We start from the raw sequence: 19714 nt of genomic DNA, 5'->3' as shown, positions 1-19714 counted from the left end.
GGTGCTCGGTGCGTCACGTCTGGCAGCCGTGCCGCGCGACGGCGTGGAGCCCCCGGGCCCACCGGTCAGACCGCCGCGGGCTCCCCCTGGCAGCGGGTGCCTGCGACGCGGTCCGGGCCGAGCGGGTCGGCCACGGTCCCGGTGTCGTCGAGCCGGCCCTGCGCCTCACGCACGGCCCGTGGGGGCGACGGCGGGCGCAGGTCGGCGACGGCAGCCAGGGCGGCCAACACGTCGTCGGGTCGAACGGCGGGCGTCACCTGCCGGACGACCATGTGCAGTATGGCACAACCCGCCTCCTCGGCCGCCGACGCACCGGCCACGGCCGCCCGCGCGTCGACGTCCCGGAGGCCGTTCTTGGTGCGCTTCTCGACCGTGACCACGTCGGCGGCCAGGAACGCCTCGACGGCCGGCGCCAGCTCGGCCAGCGGCACACCCGGCAGCTCCACCCGCCAGGTCGCGGCGTCGATCCGGTCGGCCAGCGACCCGCTGCCCTCGGCGGCCTCCACGCACTCGAGGACGTCGATGCCCGGGGGCAGCGAGGCGTCCAGCGCGGCCCGCACCTGCTCGGGGTCGCACCGCTGCGCCAGGCCGATCTCCAGGTACTCGGCCTCGCTGGCCGCCCCGGTGGGTGCCGCCCCGACGTAGGAGATCTTCGGGTGCGGCGTGAAGCCGGCGGAGAAGGCCATGGGCACCCGCGCGCGGCGCAGCGCCCGCTCCAGGGCGCGGGCGAGGTCCCGGTGCGAGGCGAAGCGCAGCGGGCCGCGCTTGGCGTAGCGCAGCCGCAGCTTCTGCACGGTGGGCGGCGGGGGCGGTCCCTCGGGCTGGCGGGCCACTAGCGGCCGACGACCGTGAGCGGGAGCAGGGTGCGCCCGGTCGGCCCGATCTGGATCTCGGTGCCGTTGGTCGGGCAGACGCCGCAGTCGTAGCAGGGGGTCCACCGGCAGTCGGCGACCTCCTCCTCGCTGAGCGCGTCCTGCCAGTCGTCCCAGAGCCACTCCTTGTCGAGCCCGGAGTCCAGGTGGTCCCAGGGCAGGACCTCGTCCTGGCCGCGCTCGCGGGTGGTGTACCAGTCGAGGTCGACGCCGAGGGGCGCCAGCTCCTCGGCGGCCGCGGCGGTCCAGCGCTCGTAGGAGAAGTGCTCGCTCCAGCCGTCGAACCGGCCGCCCTCGCGCCACACCCGCTCGATCACCCGGCCGACCCGGCGGTCGCCCCGGGAGAGCAGGCCCTCGACCACCCCGGGCTCGCCGTCGTGGTAGCGCAGGCCGATCGAGCGGCCGATGCGGCGGTCGGCGTTGATGGCCTGCCGCAGGAGCCGCAGCCGGGAGTCGATCGTCTCGGCACTGGCCTGCCCGGCCCACTGGAAGGGGGTGTGCGGCTTGGGCACGAAGCCACCGATGGAGACGGTGCAGCGGATGTCCTTGCGGCCGCTGGCCTCCCGGCCGGCGCGGATGACCTCGACCGCGAGCTCGGCGATCTCCAGCACGTCCTCGTCGGTCTCGGTCGGCAGACCGCACATGAAGTACAGCTTCACCTGCTGCCAGCCGTTGGCGTACGCCGTGGTGACCGTGCGGACGAGGTCCTCCTTGGACACCGTCTTGTTGATCACCCGGCGGATCCGCTCGCTGCCCCCCTCCGGCGCGAAGGTCAGGCCGGATCGGCGCCCGTTGCGGGACAGCTCGTTGGCCAGGGTGACGTTGAAGGCGTCCACCCGGGTGCTCGGCAGGGAGAGCCCGGTGTTGGTGCCCTCGTAGCGGTCGGCGAGCTGCTTGGCGACCTGGCCGATCTCGGAGTGGTCGGCGCTGGACAGCGACAGCAGCCCGACCTCCTCGTAGCCGGTCGCCCGCAGCCCCTGGTCGACCATCGAGCCGATGCCGGTGATGGTCCGCTCCCGCACCGGCCGGGTGATCATCCCGGCCTGGCAGAACCGGCAGCCGCGGGTGCAGCCGCGGAAGATCTCCACGCTCATCCGCTCGTGCACGCTCTCGGCCAGCGGGACCAGCGGCGTCTTGGGGTAGGGCCACTCGTCGAGGTCCATGACCGTGCGCTTGCCGACCCGCGCGGGGACGTCGTCCCGGGTGCGCGTGACGGCCGCGATGGCGCCGTCGGAGCCGTAGGAGACCGAGTAGAACCGCGGCACGTAGACGCCGTCGACGCGGGCCAGGCGGGCCAGCAGCTCGACCCGGCCGCCGGGGCGGCCCTGCTGCTTCCACGCCGCCACCACGTCGGTGACGTCGCCGACGGCCTGCTCGCCGTCGCCGAGGACGGCGCAGTCGACGAAGTCGGCGATCGGCTCGGGGTTGAACGCGGCGTGCCCGCCGGCCACCACGACCGGGTGCGTCTCGTCGCGGTCGGCCGCGTGCAGCGGCACGCCGGCGAGGTCGAGGGCCTCGAGCAGGTTGGTGTACCCGAGCTCGGTGGCGAAACTGACGCCGAGCAGGTCGAAGTCGGCGACCGCGCGGTGCGAGTCGACGGTGAACTGGCCGACGCCGTGCTCGCGCATCAGGGCGGCGAGGTCCGGCCAGACGGCGTAGGTGCGCTCGGCGAGGGCGTCGGGCCGCTCGTTGAGCACCTCGTACAGGATCATCAGGCCCTGGTTGGGCAGCCCGACCTCGTAGGCGTCGGGGTACATCAGCGCCCAGTGGACGGCGACGTCGTCCCACGGCTTGACCTGCGCGTTCAGCTCGCCGCCGACGTACTGGATCGGCTTCTGCACCTGCGCGAGGAGCGGTTCGAGACGGGGGTACAGCGATTCACCGTTCATGACCCGTCCAGGGTAGACGGCGCCCGCAGCCGCGAGATCGGCACGGGCGCCCCTTCACCGGGTCCCGCCGCGAGCGTGCGTGGGGGCGAGGAGTCATTCCTCAGGCGACCCGTACGTAGGACAGGTCGAAGTCGGTCTGCCAGTCCTGGCCGGGAGGTTTGATCTCCCAGCGGCCGCGGATCGTCCCACCGTCGTCGGCGAACTCGCCGGTGTACCGCTGCGCGAACTCCAGCGGGCTGAAGTCGGCCTCCTCCCGGCGCAGGGTCCAGAGCCGCCCGTCGAAGGTCATCGCGTACAGCCGCACGACCCCGCGGGAGTCGAAGTAGTGCTGGAGGTACCCCTCGGCCGCGGCCGCGACGACGCACAGGCCGTCCGGCGCCTCCGGGACGTCGACCTCCGAGCGCTCCACGAGGAAGCGGCCGCCGAGCGCCCACTCGAACACCGCCCGGGCCCGCACCCCGTCCGGTGGGGCCAGCGACGTCTCGAGCCGCCACTCCCCCACGAACGGCTCGAGCAGGGCCATGCGGTCACCATCGTCGGTCATGCCGTGCAGACCGGGCGGGCGCGGCCGACTCATCGGCCGCACCGCGGGCGCAGGGCGGCCCCGTTGCAGGATCCCGCCACGAGCGTGCGAGTGGCGGCGGCGACGGGGTCCTCCTACAGCTTCGGGAAGAACAGCGCGATCTCCCGGGCGGCGGACTCGTCGGAGTCCGAGCCGTGGACGATGTTGTTCTGCACCTCGAGGCCGAAGTCGCCGCGGATGGTGCCGGGGGCGGCCTTGACCGGGTCGGTGGCGCCGGCCAGGGCGCGGAACGCCTCGACCGCCCGCGGGCCCTCGACGACGAGCACGAGCAGCGGGCCGCCGGTGATGAACTCGACCAGCGGACCGAAGAACGGCTTCTCGCGGTGCTCGCCGTAGTGCTCCTCGGCGACCTCGCGGGTCAGGGTGCGCAGCTCGGCGGCGACCAGGCGCAGACCCTTGGCCTCCAGGCGGGAGATCACCTCGCCGACCAGGCCACGGGCGACGCCGTCGGGCTTGACGAGGACCAGGGTGCGTTCTGCGGTGGCTTCGGACACGAGCGCGGAGCCTACGCGGCGCCCGCGCCGGCGTCGTCGTCCGAACGGGGGCCCGGCTCCCCGAACGGCGAGCCCAGCAGCTCCTTGCGGACCTGCAGCAGGTACAGCCAGATCAGCACGAACACCCCGCCGACGAACCACATCACGCTGTTGATCAGACCGGTCAGCAGCAGCGGCACCTGCAGCGCGGTGGCCAGCACCAGGCCCTGGGGACGGCGCTGCACCCCGCTGGCCAGCACGAGGACGACGGCCAGCGCCAGCAGCAGCGCCAGCCGGACACCGCCAAGGCCCTCCTCGGTCTGCGCGATGCCGCGCGGCACGAACAGGACGGCGATGCCCTCGAGCACCAGCACGCCGGCCGCGGCCCCGCGCAGCGCCCGGGCCGCCCGCACCGGGTCCGGCGCCGTCACGGCGTGGTCCCGCCCATCAGCGTGCGGGCCTCCCCCGCGGTGACCACGCTGCCGGTGACCAGCACGCCGGAGCCGCCCAGCGCGTCGTCCGGCCCGGCCTCGGCCAGCTCGATCGCCTCCGTGAGCGCCTCGGGCAGCCGCGGGGAGACGCTGACCCGGTCGGCACCGAAGACGTCGACGGCCAGCGCGCCGAGCTCGTCGGCCGGCATCGCGCGCGGCGAGCCGTTCTGGGTGACCACCAGCTCGGCGCAGACCTCCTCGAGCGCGGTGAGCATCCCGGCGACGTCCTTGCCGTGGACCACGCCCACCACGCCGACCAGCCGGGTGAAGTCGAAGGACTCCCGGATCGCGTCGACGGTCGCGGCCATGCCCGCGGGGTTGTGCGCGGCGTCGACCAGCACCGTCGGGCTGGTGCGCACCCGCTCGAGCCGGCCGGGCGAGCGGACGGCGGCGAACGCGGCGCGCACGGTCTCCTGGTCGATCGTCCCGGTGGCCGCCCCGGCGCCGAGGAAGGCCTCGACGGCGGCCAGCGCCGTCGCGGCGTTCTGCGCCTGGTGCGCGCCGAAGAGCGGGAGGAAGACGTCCTCGTACTCCCCACCGAGGCCCTGCAGGCGCAGCTGCTGCCCGCCGACGGCGACCCGCCGGTCCAGGACTCCGAACTCGGTGCCCTCGCGGGCGACCACGGCCTCCACCTCGACCGCGCGGCGGACCAGCGCGTCCAGCGCCGCGGGCTGCTGGCGGGCCAGCACGGCCACCGCGTCGGGCTTGATGACCCCGGCCTTCTCCCCGGCGATCGTGCCGACGTCGGGCCCCAGGTACTCGGCGTGGTCCAGCGCGACGGGGGTGACGACGGCGACGCGAGCGTCGACGACGTTGGTGGCGTCCCAGGTGCCGCCCATGCCGACCTCGACGACCGCGACGTCGACCGGCGCCTCGGCGAAGGTCGCATAGGCCATGCCGACCATCACCTCGAAGAAGCTCATCGGGTGCTCGCCGGCGGCGTCGACCATCTGCACGTAGGGCGCGATGTCGTCGTAGGTCTCGACGAACCGCTCGGCGCTCACCGGCTCGCCGTCCAGCACGATGCGCTCGCGCACCGACTGCAGGTGCGGGCTGGTGAAGCGGCCCACCCGCAGGCCGAAGCCCCGCAGCAGCTCGTCGACCATCCGCGCCGTCGTCGTCTTGCCGTTGGTGCCGGCCACGTGGACGACGGGGTAGGCGCGGTGCGGGGAACCGAGCAGGTCGACCAGGGCGGAGATGCGGGCCAGCGAGGGCTGCAGCCGGGTCTCCGGCCAGCGGGCCAGCAGCGCCTCCTCGACGCGGGCGAGATCGGCGTGCCGGGTGCTGCTCATCCTCTCCAGGATGCCAGCCGCGCGGTTCCTAGACTCAGGGACATGGTCACCGACACCCGCACCCCGGACACCGCCGCGCCGGGAGCGTCGGTCGGCGTACCGGACAAGCCGTCGCTCGACGGGCTCGAGGACAAGTGGACCGGCCGCTGGGCCGAGGACGACACCTACGCCTTCGACCGCGCGGCCGCTCTCGCGGCGCCCCGGGAGCAGACCTGGTCGATCGACACCCCGCCGCCGACGGCCAGCGGCTCGCTGCACGTCGGGCACGTGTTCAGCTACACGCACACCGACATCGTCGCCCGCTACCAGCGGATGCGCGGCAAGCACGTCTACTACCCGATGGGCTGGGACGACAACGGCCTGCCCACCGAGCGCCGCGTGCAGAACTACTACGGCGTGCGCTGCGACCCCTCGCTCCCCTACGACGAGGGCTTCGCGCCCCCGGCCAAGCCGGGCAAGGACCAGCAGCCGGTCTCGCGGCGCAACTTCGTCGAGCTGTGCATGCGGCTGACCGAGGAGGACGAGCGGGCCTTCGAGCAGCTGTGGCGCCGGGTCGGGCTGTCGGTGGACTGGAACAACGTCTACCGGACGATCTCGGAGGCCTCCCGCGCCACCGCGCAGCGCGCGTTCCTGCACAACCTCGCACGCGGCGAGGCCTACGCGCAGGAGGCGCCGACCCTCTGGGACGTCACCTTCCGGACGGCGGTCGCCCAGGCCGAGCTCGAGGACCGCGAGCGCCCCGGCGCCTACCACCGGATCTCCTTCTCCGGTCCCGCCGGCCCGGTGTTCATCGAGACCACCCGGCCCGAGCTGCTGCCCGCCTGCGTCGCGCTGGTCGCCCACCCCGACGACGAGCGCTACCGGCCGCTGTTCGGCCAGACCGTGCGGACGCCGGTCTTCGACGTCGAGGTGCCCGTGGTGGCGCACCGCCTGGCGGAGCCGGACAAGGGCTCGGGCATCGCGATGATCTGCACCTTCGGCGACCTCAACGACGTCACCTGGTGGCGCGAGCTGCAGCTGCCGACCCGCGCGATCGTCGGCTGGGACGGCCGGCTGCTGCCCGAGGCGCCGCCCGGGGTGCCCGCCGGGACGTACGCCGAGCTGGCCGGCAAGACGGTGTTCAGCGCGCAGCAGCGGATGGTGGAGCTGCTGCAGGAGTCCGGCGACCTGGACGGCGAGCCGCGGACGATCACCCACCCGGTGAAGTTCTACGAGAAGGGCGAGCGCCCGCTGGAGATCGTCACCACGCGGCAGTGGTACATCCGCAACGGTGGCCGGGACGCCGCCCTGCGCGAGGCGCTGGTCGCGCGGGGCCGGGAGATCCAGTGGGTGCCCGAGCACATGCGGTACCGCTACGAGAACTGGGTCGAGGGCCTCAACGGCGACTGGCTGATCAGCCGGCAGCGGTTCTTCGGTGTCCCGTTCCCGGTCTGGTACCGGCTCGACTCCTCCGGTGACCCGGACTACTCCTCGCCGATCCTCGCGCCCGAGGAGGCGCTGCCGGTCGACCCGTCGTCCGACGTCCCGCCGGGCTTCTCCGAGGACCAGCGCGGCGTGCCCGGCGGCTTCATCGCCGACCCCGACGTCATGGACACCTGGGCGACGTCGTCGCTGTCGCCGCAGGTGGCGTCGGGCTGGGACACCGACCCGGAGCTGTTCGCGCACGTCTTCCCGATGGACCAGCGCCCGCAGGCCCACGACATCATCCGGACCTGGCTGTTCTCCACCGTCGTCCGCTCGCACTTCGAGCACGGCACCGTGCCGTGGACGCACGCGACGATCTCCGGCTTCGTCGTCGACCCCGACCGCAAGAAGATGTCGAAGTCGAAGGGCAACGTCGTCACGCCGATCGACGTGCTGGAGCGCTACGGCACCGACGCGGTGCGCTGGCGGGCCGCCGGCGCCCGGCCGGGGGCGGACTCCCCCTTCGACGAGGCGCAGATGAAGGTGGGCCGCCGACTCGCCATCAAGATCCTCAACGTCGGCAAGTTCGTGCTCGGCCTGGGCGCCTCGGCGGCGGCGTCCCCGGACCAGGTGACCGAGCCGGTCGACCGGGGCCTGCTGGCCGGGCTGGCGGGTGTCGTCGACGAGGCGACCGCGGCGATGGAGGCCCACAACTACACCCGGGCGCTCGAGGTGTCCGAGGCGTTCTTCTGGTCGTTCTGCGACGACTACGTGGAGCTGGTGAAGTCCCGCGCCTACGGGTCGGGGCCGGCCGCCGAGTCCGCCCGGGCCGCGCTGGCGCTGGCGCTGTCGGTGCAGCTGCGGCTGTTCGCGCCGGTGCTGCCGTTCGTCACCGAGGAGGTCTGGTCCTGGTGGCAGTCCGGCTCGGTGCACCGCGCGCCGTGGCCGGCCGCCTCCGAGCTGCCCGACGGCGGGGACCCCGCGGTGGTCTCGGTGGTGGCGGCCGCGCTGGCCGGGGTCCGCAAGGCCAAGTCCGACGCCAAGGTGTCGATGCGGGCCGACGTCGAGTCCGCGACGGTGACTGCGCCGGCCGAGCAGGTGGCGCTGGTGGAGGCCGCACGCAGCGACCTGGCCGAGGCCGGCCGGATCGCCGCGCTGACCGTGGTCCCCGGCGAGGGTCCGCTCGCCGTGGACGTCGTCCTCGCGCCACCCGCGGAGGCCTGACCCCTCCCCCCGGCGTCGGCGTGCGCTGATCGGCAGGTCTGGGCCTGAGACCTGCCGATCAGCGCACACGGCTGCCCGCGAAGAGCCGCATCCGGGCCTCCCGCACAGCGAGGATCTCGCGACGGCAGGCATCCGGAGACCGCGTCATGCGGGCGTAGCCGAATCGGAGTGTCTGCCACCCGACCGTCGCGAGCAGGGCGTCCCGGGCGATGTCCGCCTCCCGTTGAGTGCGCGACCCGTGCCAGGCAGCGCCGTCCATCCCCACGGCCAGCAGGACGTCGTCGTACGCGGCATCCAGGACGAAGGTCCGGCCGGCGACCGCCACCCGGCGCTGCTGGACGAACGGCGGCATCCCCGGGGCGCGCAGGACCTGCAGGCAGCCCCAGATCTCCAGCTCGCTGCGACAGCCGTCGGCCAGCAGCCTCCCCAGCCGGGTCAGCTCCGCCCGGCCGGCGAGTCGCGGTCGACGCTGCAGCTCGAACAGGAGGTCCCACGGTGCGCAGAGCCGCTCCCACACCGCGGTGATGGCAGCCGCCCGGACCAGCGTGCGGTCGAGCCCCGCCGGCCGCGGCCACGCGTCGACGACGGACCGCTCGGCGGACGTGACCGCCAGCCCGTCGACCCGTCGCCGCTCGCCGTGGACACCGGGCGCGCGGTGCACCACCACGCCGGTCGAGCCACGGGCACTCATCGAGGTGTCGACCGAGACGTGCACGGGCCCGGCGGGGTGCGTCACGAGGCCCCAGAGCGCCAACGCGGTGACGTGGCTGGCGACCGCCGCGCGTCCCTCCAGTGCGGCGGCGAGGCGGGTGCGCCACTGCTGCGCCGCGGACGGCAGGGCCAGGACGCCGGGCCGCAACCGGACCAGCTTGCCGGCGGCGACCCAGGAGCCCACCGTGCGCGGACTCACCCGGGCGGAGAGCTCCTCGCTGGTCACCCAGCCCTGCGGGCCCACAACCGCCGACACGTCGAACGCCATGCCCGGAGGCTGGGGCGCCATGGGTCCGCCCGGGACGGCGCCGGGAGATCTGTGGACATCAGCAGCCGACGGTGTGCGCTGACCGGCAGGTGTTCGGCCCCCACCTGCCGATCCGCGCACGCGACCCCGGGAACGGCGACGGCCCGCCTCCCCGGTGGGAGACGGGCCGTCGGGCGGCCCCGTTCAGGGCACCGCCCCGAGCTTGCGAGGGGTGGGGAGGACGGGGTCCTCTTTCAGGCCGACTTCTCGCGCGGGGCACGGCTCGGCTTGCGCGGCACGATCGTCGGGTTGACGTGCTCGAGCACGACCTCCTTGGTGATCACCACGGAGGCGACGTCGTCCCGGCTGGGGACGTCGTACATCACCGACTGCAGGACCTCCTCCATGATCGCGCGGAGCCCACGGGCGCCGGTGCCGCGGAGGATGGCCTGGTCCGCGATCGCCTCGAGGGCGTCGTCGGTGAGCTCGAGCTCCACCCCGTCGAGCTCGAACAGCCGCCGGTACTGGCGCACCAGGGCGTTCTTCGGCTCGGTCAGGATGTTCATCAGCGCGTCGCGGTCCAGCTTCTCCACGCTGGTGATGACCGGGAGCCGGCCGATGAACTCGGGGATCATCCCGAACTTCAGCAGGTCCTCGGGCATGACCTCGGCGAAGGCGTTGGCCTCCTCGATCTCCTTCTTGCCGCGGACCTCGGCGCCGAAACCGATCCCCTGCTTGCCGGCCCGCTGCTCGATGATCTTCTCCAGCCCGGCGAAGGCGCCGCCCACGATGAACAGCACGTTCGTCGTGTCGATCTGGATGAACTCCTGGTGCGGGTGCTTGCGGCCACCCTGCGGGGGCACCGACGCCGTCGTCCCCTCGAGGATCTTCAGCAGCGCCTGCTGCACGCCCTCGCCGGAGACGTCGCGGGTGATCGACGGGTTCTCGCTCTTGCGGGCGATCTTGTCGACCTCGTCGATGTAGATGATGCCCGTCTCGGCCCGCTTGACGTCGTAGTCGGCGGCCTGGATCAGCTTGAGCAGGATGTTCTCGACGTCCTCACCGACGTAGCCGGCCTCGGTGAGGGCGGTGGCGTCGGCGATGGCGAACGGGACGTTGAGCATCCGGGCCAGCGTCTGGGCGAGGTGGGTCTTGCCGCAGCCGGTCGGGCCCATCAGCAGGATGTTGGACTTGGCCAGCTCGACCGAGTCGTCGCGGCTGCCGGCACCGCCGGCCTGCACCCGCTTGTAGTGGTTGTAGACCGCGACCGAGAGCGCACGCTTGGCCTTGTCCTGGCCGATGACGTACTGCTCGAGGAAGTCGTGGATCTCCTTGGGCTTCGGCAGCTCGTCGAACTTCAGGTCCGACGACTCCGAGAGCTCTTCCTCGATGATCTCGTTGCAGAGGTCGATGCACTCGTCGCAGATGTAGACCCCGGGGCCAGCGATGAGCTTCTTGACCTGCTTCTGGCTCTTCCCGCAGAACGAGCACTTGAGCAGGTCACCGCTCTCACCGATTCGTGCCACCTGCTGACCTCCACCTCGGGGGGAATTCCAGGCTCCTGGTGTCTCAGGGGCCCGCCTGTTGATGGTGCTGATGTCCCGTGCTCGGCCCCGCTCCGGCGAGGCTCTCCTCCCGGCACGTCAGTCCGGGGATCGGGTGCTCGCCGACCGTACCTGCTGGCCCCGACCCCGGAGGGCGATGACTCGCCCGGCCGGGGCGGCGCCGTGACCACATGCGTCCCGCGTCCCCCGACGGTACGGGTCGAGCGCCCGACACGCGCGCACTCGACCCGTCCCGGTTGCGGAGATCAGGCCGGGAGGGCGTTGAGCTTCCGGCTCTGGATCACCGCGTCGACGATCCCGTACTCCTTGGCCTCCTCGGCCGTGAGGATCTTGTCGCGGTCGATGTCGGCCCGGACCTGCTCGGCGGTGCGACCGGTGTGCCGCGCGAGGATCTGCTCCATCTGGCTGCGCACCCGCTCGATCTCCGCGGCGTGGATCTCCAGGTCCGAGACCTGACCGCCGGCCTCACCGGAGGGCTGGTGGATCAGCACGCGCGAGTACGGCAGCGCGAGGCGCTTGCCGGGGGTGCCGGCCGCGAGCAGGACGGCGGCGGCCGAGGCGGCCTGGCCCATGCAGACGGTCTGGATGTCGGGCCGGACGAACATCATCGTGTCGTAGATGGCCATCAGCGAGGTGAAGGAGCCACCGGGCGAGTTGATGTAGATCGTGATGTCGCGGTCGGGGTCGCTGGACTCCAGCGTGATCAGCTGGGCCATCACGTCGTTGGCCGACGCGTCGTCGATCTGCACCCCGAGGAAGATGATCCGCTCCTCGAAGAGCTTGTTGTACGGGTTGGACTCCTTCATGCCATAGCTCGTGCGCTCCACGAAGGAGGGCAGGATGTAACGGCTGGAGGGCATCTCGAAGCTCATGTCAGTTCCTCCGAACCGTCAGTTGTCGGTGACCGGGTTGGCCTGGTCGGTCATGGCGGCACGGCTGACGACGTGGTCGACGAAGCCGTACTCCAGGGCCTCCTGCGCGGTGAACCACCGGTCGCGGTCGGAGTCCCGCTCGATCTGCTCGATCGGCTGGCCGGTGTGGAAGGACTGCAGCTCGTTGAGCTCGCGCTTCGTGCGCCGGAACAGGTCGGCCTGGATCGCGATGTCGGCCGCGGTGCCGCCGACGCCGGCCGAGGGCTGGTGCATCATGATCCGCGCGTGCGGCAGGGCGTAGCGCTTGCCCTTGGAGCCGGCGGTCAGCAGGAACTGGCCCATCGAGGCGGCCAGGCCCATGCCGTAGGTGGCCACGTCGCAGTCGATGAACTGCATCGTGTCGTAGATGGCCATGCCGGCGCTGACCGAGCCGCCGGGCGAGTTGATGTACAGGTGGATGTCGCGCTTGGGGTCCTCGGCCGACAGCAGCAGCATCTGCGCGGCCAGCTGGTTGGCGATGACGTCGTCGACCTGGGTGCCCAGGAAGATGATGCGCTCGCGCAGCAGGCGCTCGTAGACGGAGTCGCCGAGGTTCATCCCCCCGGCGGCGCCACGCAGGAGCGGCGCGCTCGCCTGGTTCGGGTTGGTGCTCACGGGTGCGGTGACCTCCGTTGGACTGTCGTGCAGTCGGTCTCGCTGGGCGGGGCTGGTGGTGCGGGCCGGGCACCGCCGCGGTGCGGTGTGCCCGGTGCGGATCTGGGTCTGCGTCGACCCTAACGCGCGTGCAGGAGGGGGCAGTCCCGACTCGGGGGGTGTTCGCCGTCGGCGCAGCGGCCGGCCGCTCCGTACCCTGCCGGGACGAGCGACACCCTCCCGGGACGAGCGACGCCGCCCCTCCCCGGAGCCCGGGGTGGGACGGCGTCGGTCGTGCGCGGCCCACCCCGAGCGTGCCGGGAGTGGGAGGACGGGCCCCTGCAGGGGCCCGCCCCGCGAGCCTGCGGGTGGCGGGGGCAGGGGGTCCTTGCTCAGCCCTTGGTGACGTCCTCGGCGTCCTCGGTCGCGCCCTCGGTCGCCTCGACGGCCACCGCGGTCGCGACCTCCGCGTCGGGGGCCTCCTCGGCGTCGGCGTCCTCGGCACCGGTGTCGGCATCCTCAGCATCGGCGTCCTCGGCGTCGGTCCCGGCGGACGGGGCCTGCACCGTCCTCGGCCGCAGCGCCTCGAGGTCGACCACGTTGCCCGAGGCGTCGGTGATCGTCGTCTGCTCCAGGAGCTGGGCGAGGGTCTTGGTGCGGCGGACGTCGGCGACGAACTCGGCGATGTTGCCGCCCTGCTGCAGCTGCTGGGCGTACTGCTCCGGGCTCATCCGGTTGCGCTGCGCCTGCGCCATGATCTGCGCCGAGAGGTCCTCGTTGTCGACGGTGACCTCGCGGGCGTCGGCGACGGCGTCCAGGATGAACTGGGTGCGCACGGCCTCCTCGATGTTCTTGCGCTGGTCGGCGTCGTAGGCCTCCTGGCTCTCGACACCGGTCATCTGCAGGAAGCTGTCCCAGTCCATGCCGGCCTGCTGCAGCTCGTTCTGCATCGCCTGGTTGCGGAACTCGATCTCGCGCTCGACGAGGTTCTCGGGGATCGGCACCTCGACGGTCTCGAGCAGGTGCTCGACCAGCTTGTCGCGGGCCTGCGCGCCCTGCTGCAGCACCTTGGTGCGGGCCAGCCGGGTGCGGACGTCCTCGCGCAGCTCCTCCAGGGTGTCGAACTCGCTGGCGGTGGAGGCGAACTCGTCGTCCAGCTCCGGCAGCTCCTTGGTCTTCACCGAGCGGACGGTGACGGTGACGTCGGCCGTCTCGCCGGCGTTCGGCCCCTGCAGCAGCGCGGTCCGGAAGGTGGTCGACTCGTCGGCGGACAGCCCGCGGACGGCGTCGTCGAGGCCCTCCATGAGGTTGCCGGAGCCGACCTCGTAGGACATGCCGGTGGTCGAGCCGTCCTCGAGGACCTCGTCGCCGAGCTTGGCCTCCAGGTCGATGGAGACGAAGTCGCCGTCCTGGGCGGCGCGGTCGACGCCGGTGAGCATGCCGAAGCGCTCGCGCATGACCGAGATCTGCTGGTCGATCTCCTCGTCGGTGACCTCGACGTCGTCGACGGTGACCGCGAGCTCGTCCAGCGTCGGCAGCTCGACCTTGGGGGCGACGTCGACCTCGGCGGTGAAGGCGAGGGTGTCGTTGTCGTCGAGGCGGGTCACCTCGATGTCCGGCTGGCCCAGGACGCGCACCTGGTTCTCCCGGACGACCTCGGAGTAGACCTCCGGGATGGCGTGCTGGACGACCTGCTCGAGGACGAGCGGCCGGCCGACGCGCTGGTCGAGCACGCGGTTGGGCACCTTGCCGGGGCGGAAGCCGGGCACGCGCACCTGCTTACCGAGCTCCTTGTAGACCTCACCGAAGGCGTGGTCCAGGTCCCCCCAGGGCACCTCGATCGCCATCCGGACCCGCGTGGGGCCCAGTTCCTCGATGGTGCTCTTCACAGCAGCAGTGCCTCTCGATCGACAGACGGGGACGGGCGCCGGACGACGCCGGGTCGACCCCCGAGTCTAGAGACGCCGCGGAGGTGCCGGTCCGGCGGACCGGGAGGACGGAGACGGTCGGGGTGACAGGATTTGAACCTGCGGCCCCCCGCTCCCAAAGCGGGTGCGCTACCAAGCTGCGCCACACCCCGTGGCGGGTCGAGTCTAGGTCGGCTGCTGCCAGGCCCAGCAGGGGCACGGCCGGCCACCCGCTCCGACGGATACGCCGGCGCGCTCGACCCCGCCGCACTACCGACCGGGGCTCCCCGATCCGTCGGACGCTCCCCAGGACTCGACCGGCACGTCTATGGGGCCGGGCTGGAACAGGACGGTGAGCCGCCCTCGTTCGTCGGCGCGCACCTGTGCCCGGACGCCGTACACCCTGGCGATGAGCTCGGCGGTGAGCACCTCACCCGGCGGCCCACCGGCCACCGCCCTCCCCCGCGTCAGGACGATGACCTCGTCGCAGAACATGGCGGCGAGGTTCAGGTCGTGCAGCGCGACGACGCTGGTGACGGGGAGCCGCGACACCAGGGACAGCAGTTCCAGCTGGTGGCGGATGTCGAGGTGGTTGGTCGGCTCGTCCAGCAGGAGTTCGCGGGGCTCCTGCGCGAGCGCCCGGGCGATGTGGGCTCGCTGGCGTTCACCACCGGACAGGGTGTGCCAGAGCCGGTCGGCCTTGTCGGTCAACCCGGTGTGCTCCAGGGCTGCGGCGACGGCCACCTCGTCGCGGAGCGCGGCCGCGCCGAGGAACCCGCGGTGCGGGATCCGGCCCAGCCGCACGACGTCCCGGACGCGGATGTCGGTGTCGGTGTGGGCGTGCTGGCTGACCACCGCGACGGCGCGCGCGACGTCGCGGCGGGAGAGGCTGCCGAGCTCGGCGCCGTCGAGGGTGACCACACCGGAGCTGGGCCTGGCGGCGCCGTTGAGCAACCGCAGCAGGGAGGACTTGCCCGAGCCGTTGGGTCCCAGCAGGCCGATCGTCGTGCCGGGGGTGGGGCGCAGCGTCACCCCGTCCACGACGAGCGCCTCCCCGCGCCGCCACGCGACGTCTCGCGCCTCGAGGGTCACGGCACCCGCTTCCTGCGGAGCAGGATCAGCACGAAGGCCGGCACCCCGACGAGCGCCGTCCCCACGCCGACGGGCAGCGGCGTGGGCTGGAAGGCCACCCGCGAGACGGCGTCGACCCACACCATGAAGACCGCACCGATGAGGGCCGTGGCCGGGACCAGGCGGGCGTGCCGGGGGCCGAAGAGGAACCGCGCGGCGTGCGGGAGCACCAACCCGACGAAGCCGACGGCGCCGGCGACGCTCACCAGCGTCGCGGTGATGACGGCGGTCAGCACGAGCAGGACCGTCCGCAACCGGGCCACGGCGATCCCGAGGGAGGCGGCGACCTCGTCGCCGAAGGAGAAGGCGTCGAGCGCGTGGGCGTAGCCCAGGCACAGCGCGGTGCCGCCCAGCACGACGACGGCGCACAGCGCGACGTCGTCCCAGCGGACGCCCTCCAGCGAGCCGAGCAGCCAGAACATCACGCCGCGCGTCTCGTCGGAGTCGGCGAAGGCGAAGATCGCGAAGGAGGTCAGCGCGGAGAACAGCTGCGTGCCGGCCACGCCGGCGAGGATGACCCGGTCGGTGCCTCCCCCGGACAGGCGGGCCAGCAGGATCACCAGACCGAACGCGAGGACCGCCCCGACGAAGGCACCCCCGGACAGGCCGAGCGCGGTCCCGCCGAGACCGAAGACGCCGATCACCACGGCGCCGGTCGACGCACCCGAGGAGATCCCCAGCACGAAGGGGTCGGCCAGCGGGTTGAGCAGGAGGGACTGCAGCACCGCACCGCAGATCCCCAGACCGGCGCCGACCGCGGCCGCGGTGAGTGCCCGGGGCAGCCGCTCCTCCCACACGATGGCGTCCTCCACCGCGCGGACCGGGATGTCGGCGAGCCCGACGTGGTTGAGCAGCACGTCCCGCACGTTCACCAGCGAGACGTCCGCCGGCCCGAGGGTGATCGCGGCCGCGACCGAGAACGCGACCGCGGCGACCCCTGCGGTGGCGAGCAGCAGACCCAGCAGCCCGCGACGGCGCGCGGCCGAGGACACCGACCCGGCCCCGCCCGGCAGGGCGACGGCGGGTCCTGCGCTCAGGACGTCCCCCCGAGCTGCGCCAGACCGGCCGCGATCTTCTCCAGCCCGTCGACGAAGCGGATCGACGGGTTCATCTCCGCCCCGTGCAGCGCGATGTAGCTCTCGTCGCGGACGGCCTGCAGGGTGCTGGTCAGTGGATCCGACGCCAGGAACGCCTCCTTGTCCTCCAGCAGGTCACCGGGGAACCTGTTGCGCTGCAGGTCGCCGAGGACGAGGACCTCGGGGTCGCGTTCCACGACGGTCTCCCAGCCGACGGCCGACCAGTCCTCGTCGAGGTCCGCGAACACGTTGCGCGCGCCCACCGTGGTGGCGAGCAGGTCGGCCGAGCCGAGGCCGCCCGCCACGTACGGGCTCTTGGTGTCGGCGAACCAGAACGCCATCGTGACGTCGCTCTGCTCGATCCGGGCGGTCGCGGCGTCGGCGCGCTCCTGCAGCTCCGTGATGAGCGCCTCGCCCCGCGAGGGGACGTCGAAGATGGAGGCGAGCTCCCGGATCTCCCGGTAGAGCGAGTCGACCTCCAGGGGGACGGTGCGCGTGCCGCCGCCGTTGATGCTCACGCCGTCCTCGCAGTCGGTCGGCGACAGGTAGGAGGCGATCCCCGTCTCGTCGAAGCGGGCGCGCTCGGCCACGCCGCCCTGGTCGAAGTGCCGCCCGAAGGAGGCGGTGACGAGGTCGGGGTCGGCACCGAGCACCCCCTCGTAGCTCGGGGCGTTGTCCGCCAGCCGCGGCACGGCCTCGTTGGCCTCGGCGAGCTCCGGCAGGACGGGGTCGGTCCAGGAGGCGGAGCCGACGACCCGGTCGCCGAGGTCGAGGGAGAGGAGGATCTCCGTCGACCCCTGGTCGAGCGAGACGACCCGCTCCGGGACGGCATCGAAGGTCAGCTCCTGGCCGCAGTTGTCGACCACGAGGGGGTACTCGGTGACGCCCTCACCCCCGCCGGTCGCGCTGTCCTCCGCCACCGGTTCGGAGGCGCCGCACGCGGTCAGGGCGCACGCGGCGACGACGGCGGTGGCACCCCGGCGAGCGCGGCGGATGGACGTTCTCATGCTGGTCGGTTCCCCTGTCAGTGGTCCGGCCGCGCGGCGCCGACCGGGCGGACCGCCCGCCGGGAGGACACGCCGGGCACCGGAGGTCCATGATGAGCTTTGGCTAACCTAACCGACGGGCGCACGATGACGTGCACCGGTTCCGCGCCCGGTGCCGACGTCTCCGATCCAGAGCCCCGCCGCCCAGCCTCAGCTGCCGGTGGAGCCGGGTGCCCGCTCGGCGGCCAGTGCCCGCGGCCCGCCGCCGGGAGCGTCCCCGGCGCCGGCCGGGACAGCGGGGACGAGCCCGGTCCGATCCGTTCCCCGGTGCCGGTCGACGCGCCGGGCGAGGAACCACAGCCCCGCCGCCGACACTGCCGGGAACACGGCGAGGACGACCCAGGGCACTGCAGCTCCGGGCTGCGCCGTGCCTGCGCGGTCGAGCAGTGCGCCGACGCCGGTGCTGCCCACGAGGACGGCCAGCCCGCCGGCTGAGGCCAGGAAGCCGAAGTGGGCACCCAGCCGGCGCTCCCCGGCCAACCGGGGCACGAGGTCCTGCGCCACGGGGACGGCGACCATCTGGCCGGTGTGCAGCAGCACCACCATGCCGACGGCCGGCGCCAGTGCCCACGGCCCGGGGGGCGGCTGGAGCGGCGCGCTGACGGCGACGAGCAGGAAGGACGCCGCCATGAGCAGGAAGCCGACCGGCAGTGCCCGTCGCGCTCCGGCGCGGCGGGCACGGTGGGTCACCCGCATCTGGGAGAGGAGGACCACCACCGCCGCGAGCACGAACAGCCAGCCCAGCGCCTGCTGGCTCCCGGTGGCCCGGGTCAGCTCGACGGGAAGGGCGAGGTAGAGCTGGTTGTAGCTGAGCAGGCTGGTGCTGTAGCAGGCGGTGAAGGCCAGGAAGGTGCGGTTGCGCAGCACCTGTCCCCAGCCGGCCAGCACCGGTTCGTCGCCGCTCCCCTCGGTGCGCAGGTCCCGCGGCAGGTACCGGGCGTGCGCCGCGAGGACGACGGCGAAGACGCCGGCGGCGACCACGCACGTCAGGGCGAAGGGCACGGCCAGCAGCACCGCACCCAGGACGGGGCCGGTCACCGAGCCGAGCTTGCTGGCGATGGCGTCGAGCCCGAAGACCTCCGCACGGGTGGCCACCCCGGCTGCCTCCAGCTGCCGCCCCTGATCGGCGAGCGCCGACTCCACCGCAGGTGAGAAGAGGGCGGCGGCGAACCCGACGAGCACCGCGCCGAGCAGGACACCGGGCAGGGAGGACGCCGCGGCCAGCACGAGGAAGCCGGTGATCCGGATGGTGCAGCCCAGCAGCACCACCGGCTTGACGCCGAAGCGGTCGGCGAGCCCGCCGCCGAGGAAGAACAGCCCCTGCTGGCTGAAGGTCCGCACACCGAGCACCAGGCCGACGACACCGCCGGCGAGGGCGAGGTCCTCGGTGAGGTGGACGGCGAGGAAGGGGACCACCAGGTAGAAGCCGACGTTGAAGGCCAGCTGGGAGAGCAGCAGCAGCCGGGGGACGGCCGGCAGCCGGCGGAACAGCACCAGCGGTGCCCAGCTCACGACAGCACCAGCCACAGGACGGCGACGACCAGGGCCGAGGCCGGCTCGGCGCGCACAGCGCCCAACCGCCGGGCGGCGGTGCGGATGGCCACGCGGGCGTCCTCTCGATCGGCGTCGCACGTCGGTGCCCCACGCGGCCCGTTCAACGGGGGTGCAACCAGGGAGTCAGCGCTGCACCCAACCGGCACTATCGCAAACTGCTCGCAAGAGGTCGCAGCGGGCTGGACGGCGCGCGGTCGCCGGACGGGGCAGCAGGGCCGTCTCCTGCGTGTGCTCGACCGCGCAGGCCGGAACTGCCCCCGGTCAAGACCGGTCACCCGGCTCGCGCTGGGCTCGCAGCGGTCGGGAACGTGGCCCCCAGGCGGCCCGCTACCCGGGTTCCTCGGAGGGCTCGCCGTCACACCTGCGGACCGCCGTCGCGCTCCCGCGCGACCCGGCGATCACGGTCGCTGTACCCTCATCTCGGACCAAGAGGCCCGGCCGATCTCGGTCTGCCGGGTCACTGGCGGGGAGGAAAGAAATCTTCCCCACCGTCCTGCGGGTGTAGCTCAATGGTAGAGCCCCAGCCTTCCAAGCTGGCCATGCCGGTTCGATCCCGGTCACCCGCTCCACGTACTGACCAGCTCATATGCCCGTCTGCACAGGTCAACGACGCTTTGACGTCGCTTTCGTGCCTCAACGGTGCTGACCCCTGTTGACCGCTGACCACCGGCTTTGGCCGGTGCTTAAGGCACGGATAAGGCACGAAGCTGCCGCCTGCGCCGCTGTGCCCTCGGGCCGACGGCT

At 72.9% G+C, this 19714-nt stretch carries 16 protein-coding genes and 2 tRNA genes; 2 read left to right on the top strand and 16 right to left on the bottom strand.

What is annotated here, in order from left to right; genetic code table 11:
* Window positions 1–65: 65 nt before the first annotated feature.
* The 6 genes from BMW27_RS11545 to folC all read right to left on the bottom strand — a co-directional run bounded on the left by BMW27_RS11545 (window position 66) and on the right by folC (window position 5600).
* On the bottom strand, window positions 66–833 hold the full coding sequence (locus BMW27_RS11545) for a TIGR03936 family radical SAM-associated protein (RefSeq protein WP_091443971.1): 768 nt from the start codon (window positions 831–833) through the stop codon (window positions 66–68).
* Window positions 833–2761 (bottom strand): TIGR03960 family B12-binding radical SAM protein, encoded by a 1929-nt coding sequence (locus BMW27_RS11540; RefSeq protein WP_091443968.1) that lies wholly within the window; start codon window positions 2759–2761, stop codon window positions 833–835. Before BMW27_RS11540 ends, BMW27_RS11545 begins: the two co-directional genes overlap by 1 nt.
* 100 nt (window positions 2762–2861) lie before the next feature.
* Window positions 2862–3305 carry a hypothetical protein gene (locus BMW27_RS11535; RefSeq protein ID WP_217638128.1) on the bottom strand — a complete coding sequence of 148 codons (444 nt, stop codon included), beginning with the start codon at window positions 3303–3305 and terminating at the stop codon, window positions 2862–2864.
* 113 nt (window positions 3306–3418) lie between these two features.
* On the bottom strand, window positions 3419–3838 hold the full coding sequence (gene ndk, locus BMW27_RS11530) for a nucleoside-diphosphate kinase (RefSeq protein ID WP_091443967.1): 420 nt from the start codon (window positions 3836–3838) through the stop codon (window positions 3419–3421).
* A gap of 11 nt (window positions 3839–3849) precedes the next feature.
* Window positions 3850–4248 carry a DUF4233 domain-containing protein gene (locus tag BMW27_RS11525; protein WP_091443964.1) on the bottom strand — a complete coding sequence of 133 codons (399 nt, stop codon included), beginning with the start codon at window positions 4246–4248 and terminating at the stop codon, window positions 3850–3852.
* Window positions 4245–5600: a bifunctional tetrahydrofolate synthase/dihydrofolate synthase gene (folC, locus tag BMW27_RS11520; RefSeq protein WP_091443961.1), complete on the bottom strand. Its 1356-nt coding sequence runs from the start codon at window positions 5598–5600 to the stop codon at window positions 4245–4247. Before folC ends, BMW27_RS11525 begins: the two co-directional genes overlap by 4 nt.
* Before the next feature lie 42 nt (window positions 5601–5642).
* Between folC and valS the strand changes: the two genes are divergently transcribed.
* Window positions 5643–8228 carry a valine--tRNA ligase gene (valS, locus tag BMW27_RS11515; RefSeq protein WP_091443957.1) on the top strand — a complete coding sequence of 862 codons (2586 nt, stop codon included), beginning with the start codon at window positions 5643–5645 and terminating at the stop codon, window positions 8226–8228.
* A 58-nt stretch (window positions 8229–8286) separates the two neighbouring features.
* Here valS and BMW27_RS11510 read toward each other — a convergent pair whose 3' ends face one another.
* The 10 genes from BMW27_RS11510 to BMW27_RS11465 all read right to left on the bottom strand — a co-directional run bounded on the left by BMW27_RS11510 (window position 8287) and on the right by BMW27_RS11465 (window position 18928).
* Window positions 8287–9207 carry a DUF559 domain-containing protein gene (locus tag BMW27_RS11510; RefSeq protein ID WP_091443954.1) on the bottom strand — a complete coding sequence of 307 codons (921 nt, stop codon included), beginning with the start codon at window positions 9205–9207 and terminating at the stop codon, window positions 8287–8289.
* Between the two features lie 233 nt (window positions 9208–9440).
* Window positions 9441–10712, bottom strand: coding sequence for an ATP-dependent Clp protease ATP-binding subunit ClpX (clpX, locus tag BMW27_RS11505; protein ID WP_091443950.1), 1272 nt, complete (start codon window positions 10710–10712; stop codon window positions 9441–9443).
* Window positions 10713–10996: 284 nt separating this feature from the next.
* Complete coding sequence (locus BMW27_RS11500; RefSeq protein ID WP_091443947.1) at window positions 10997–11623, bottom strand: ATP-dependent Clp protease proteolytic subunit; 627 nt, start codon at window positions 11621–11623, stop codon at window positions 10997–10999.
* Between the two features lie 18 nt (window positions 11624–11641).
* Complete coding sequence (locus tag BMW27_RS11495) at window positions 11642–12277, bottom strand: ATP-dependent Clp protease proteolytic subunit (protein ID WP_425431664.1); 636 nt, start codon at window positions 12275–12277, stop codon at window positions 11642–11644.
* A gap of 371 nt (window positions 12278–12648) precedes the next feature.
* Window positions 12649–14145, bottom strand: a complete 1497-nt coding sequence (tig, locus tag BMW27_RS11490) for a trigger factor (protein WP_091443944.1) — start codon at window positions 14143–14145, stop codon at window positions 12649–12651.
* Window positions 14146–14262: 117 nt separating this feature from the next.
* Window positions 14263–14336, bottom strand: a tRNA-Pro gene (locus BMW27_RS11485).
* Between the two features lie 97 nt (window positions 14337–14433).
* On the bottom strand, window positions 14434–15255 hold the full coding sequence (locus tag BMW27_RS11480; protein WP_091443941.1) for an ABC transporter ATP-binding protein: 822 nt from the start codon (window positions 15253–15255) through the stop codon (window positions 14434–14436).
* Window positions 15252–16286 carry a FecCD family ABC transporter permease gene (locus tag BMW27_RS11475; protein ID WP_217638127.1) on the bottom strand — a complete coding sequence of 345 codons (1035 nt, stop codon included), beginning with the start codon at window positions 16284–16286 and terminating at the stop codon, window positions 15252–15254. The genes BMW27_RS11480 and BMW27_RS11475 overlap by 4 nt, the downstream gene beginning before the upstream one ends.
* Window positions 16287–16327: 41 nt before the next feature.
* Entirely contained in the window at window positions 16328–17377 is a 1050-nt protein-coding gene (locus BMW27_RS11470; protein ID WP_091443939.1) for an ABC transporter substrate-binding protein, read from the bottom strand.
* Between the two features lie 189 nt (window positions 17378–17566).
* Window positions 17567–18928: an MFS transporter gene (locus BMW27_RS11465; protein WP_091443937.1), complete on the bottom strand. Its 1362-nt coding sequence runs from the start codon at window positions 18926–18928 to the stop codon at window positions 17567–17569.
* A 537-nt stretch (window positions 18929–19465) separates the two neighbouring features.
* Here BMW27_RS11465 and BMW27_RS11460 point away from each other — a divergent pair.
* Window positions 19466–19539: transfer RNA gene (locus tag BMW27_RS11460), tRNA-Gly, on the top strand.
* The last annotated feature ends 175 nt before the right edge of the window (window positions 19540–19714 follow it).

Source organism: Geodermatophilus poikilotrophus (assembly GCF_900111455.1).
In the GTDB taxonomy this organism is placed as follows: Bacteria; Actinomycetota; Actinomycetes; order Mycobacteriales; family Geodermatophilaceae; genus Geodermatophilus; species Geodermatophilus poikilotrophus.
Note: the sequence above shows the minus strand (reverse complement) of the source record. Positions and strands in the feature narration are given on the sequence as shown.